Below are 2,127 nucleotides of genomic sequence, written 5' to 3' on the forward strand. Positions count from 1 at the left end.
ATCCCGCATAAAATCAAGGTATATTAGAATGTAGAATTTACTTTTTCATTCAAGCCGTCTAACTCATCACTACTACAATATATTTATGGGTAATCCCCTTACTTCCAGTAAGGATTTATCCATCTCATTACTTAAACTGTTAGAATGTAGGATGCAATGGTATATCGACTTCATCACTTGGACCTCGCGTCCGTACTTTAGACTGATAACCGGCTCCTCATTCACAGTGTTCGTTTTATGCAGGTTGAATCACATTAGGTGCATTCGTGTCACACACAGTAGTTTGAACAGGTAATGAGTAAAACTGGTATTTATCCATTGTAATATTTTTTAAGGAGTGATAAATTTATGAACGCAGTAGGTATCGATGTTTCAAAAGGTAAAAGTATGGTTACAATTCTGAGACCATTTGGGGAGATTGTATCCTCTCCTTTTGAGATTAAGCACACATCCAGTGATATCCATTCACTTATTAAACTTATTCATTCTATCGAACGTGAATCCCGGGTTGTAATGGAACATACCGGCCGCTACTACGAAGCACTTGCTCACCAGCTTTCAGCAGCAGATCTCTTTGTCAGTGCTGTTAATCCCAAGTTGGTCAAAGATTTTAATAACGATTCTCTTCGCAAAATCAAGTCCGACAAAGCTGATTCTGTCAAGATTGCCCGCTACGCTCTTGACAAATGGCAAAGTCTTGAACCGTATAGTATTACAGATGAATTACGCGCTCAGCTAAAGGTCATGAATCGTCAGTTCCATTTCTATGTGAAACAAAAAACGGCTATGAAAAATAATCTTATTGGCCTCATTGACCAGACCTATCCAAATGCAAATACTTATTTCAATAGTCCCACCCGCAGTGATGGTTCCCAGAAATGGGTTGATTTTGTCTCTACATACTGGCATGTAGATTGCATTCGTAAAATGTCTCTAAACGCTTTTGTTGAACATTATCAGAACTGGTGCAAGCGCAAAAAATATGCCTTCAATAAATCAAAAGCGGAAGAAATTTACACCAAAACAAAGGAACTTGTTCCAGTATTTCCTAAGAATGAAATAACCAAACATATCATCAGACAAGCTATCGATCAGCTCAACAGTACTTCCGTTACTGTCGAAACAATACGCACTCTCATGAACGAGACTGCCTCAAAGCTTCCTGAATACTCAATTGTCATGCAGTTTAAAGGGATTGGTCCATCTCTCGGTCCACAGCTTATGGCTGAGATCGGTGATGTAACCAGATTCACGCATAAAGGAGCCCTTACTGCATTCGCCGGAGTTGATCCTGGGGTAAACGAATCTGGTTCCTATGCACAAAAAAGCGTCCCAACATCCAAACGTGGATCTTCAAATTTAAGAAAGACTCTTTTTCAAGTAATGGATGTTCTTATCAAAACCATGCCTCAGGATGATCCTGTATATCAATTCATGGACAGAAAACGCACCCAGGGTAAGCCTTACTATGTTTATATGACTGCAGGTGCTAATAAATTTCTCAAAATATACTATGGACGAGTGAAAGAATATCTTTCTGTTCTTCCTGATCCAAGCTAATTCAAAACTTTTACTTTCAGACCAGCACTGGTTGTGGTGGCCTTATTTTAATGCCTAATTTTTAACCTGTAAAGTTTTTTAACTTTCTTCAATTTTAGTATTGACTTTTTATTTGCAGGCTAAAGTAACGAGAATGCGACGCACAATTATTCAAAATTAATTTGAACCTGCTGTGCATATTTTTTGTCTTTCATGAAACAATATGAAATGTAATAGCTTTATGATTCCTGTCAGAGCTGTCTACAGCCACAGGGATACGAAAGGATGGTGACTTATGGGAAGTAAATGTTTAAGATATACGGCACTGACGATTTCCATTATCGGAGCTGTTAACTGGGGACTGATCGGTTTTTTCAATCTGAATCTGGTTGCTCTCCTTTTCGGAAGCATGAGCTGGATTTCCAGGATCATATATGGTCTTGTAGGAATTTGCGGTCTCTGTCTTCTGACCTTCTACGGCGATTTGGATACTGAATCAGAATAAAAAAGGACTTCGGATTCTCCGAAGTCCCAAGAGCGATAGACGGGGCTCGAACCCGCGGTCTCGACCTTGGCAAGGTCGCGCGT

2 protein-coding genes are annotated in these 2,127 nt (G+C 39.4%); both read left to right on the forward strand.

Going from position 1 to position 2,127, the window contains the following annotated elements:
• The first annotated feature begins 348 nt into the window (after nucleotides 1-348).
• Nucleotides 349-1,560 (forward strand): IS110 family transposase, encoded by a 1,212-nt coding sequence (locus G4417_RS16375; RefSeq protein ID WP_173684225.1) that lies wholly within the window; start codon nucleotides 349-351, stop codon nucleotides 1,558-1,560.
• Between the two features lie 274 nt (nucleotides 1,561-1,834).
• Nucleotides 1,835-2,044 (forward strand): DUF378 domain-containing protein, encoded by a 210-nt coding sequence (locus G4417_RS16380; protein WP_118587177.1) that lies wholly within the window; start codon nucleotides 1,835-1,837, stop codon nucleotides 2,042-2,044.
• Nucleotides 2,045-2,127 lie beyond the last annotated feature (83 nt).

Source organism: Blautia wexlerae (genome assembly GCF_013300825.1).
Lineage (GTDB): Bacteria > Bacillota > Clostridia > Lachnospirales > Lachnospiraceae > Blautia_A > Blautia_A wexlerae_B.

Excerpts from the sequence above, each read along its gene's own strand:
- G4417_RS16375 (WP_173684225.1), top strand. The coding sequence starts at position 349 with ATGAACGCAGTAGGTATCGATGTTTCAAAAGGTAAAAGTATGGTTACA.
- G4417_RS16380 (WP_118587177.1), top strand. The coding sequence starts at position 1,835 with ATGGGAAGTAAATGTTTAAGATATACGGCACTGACGATTTCCATTATC.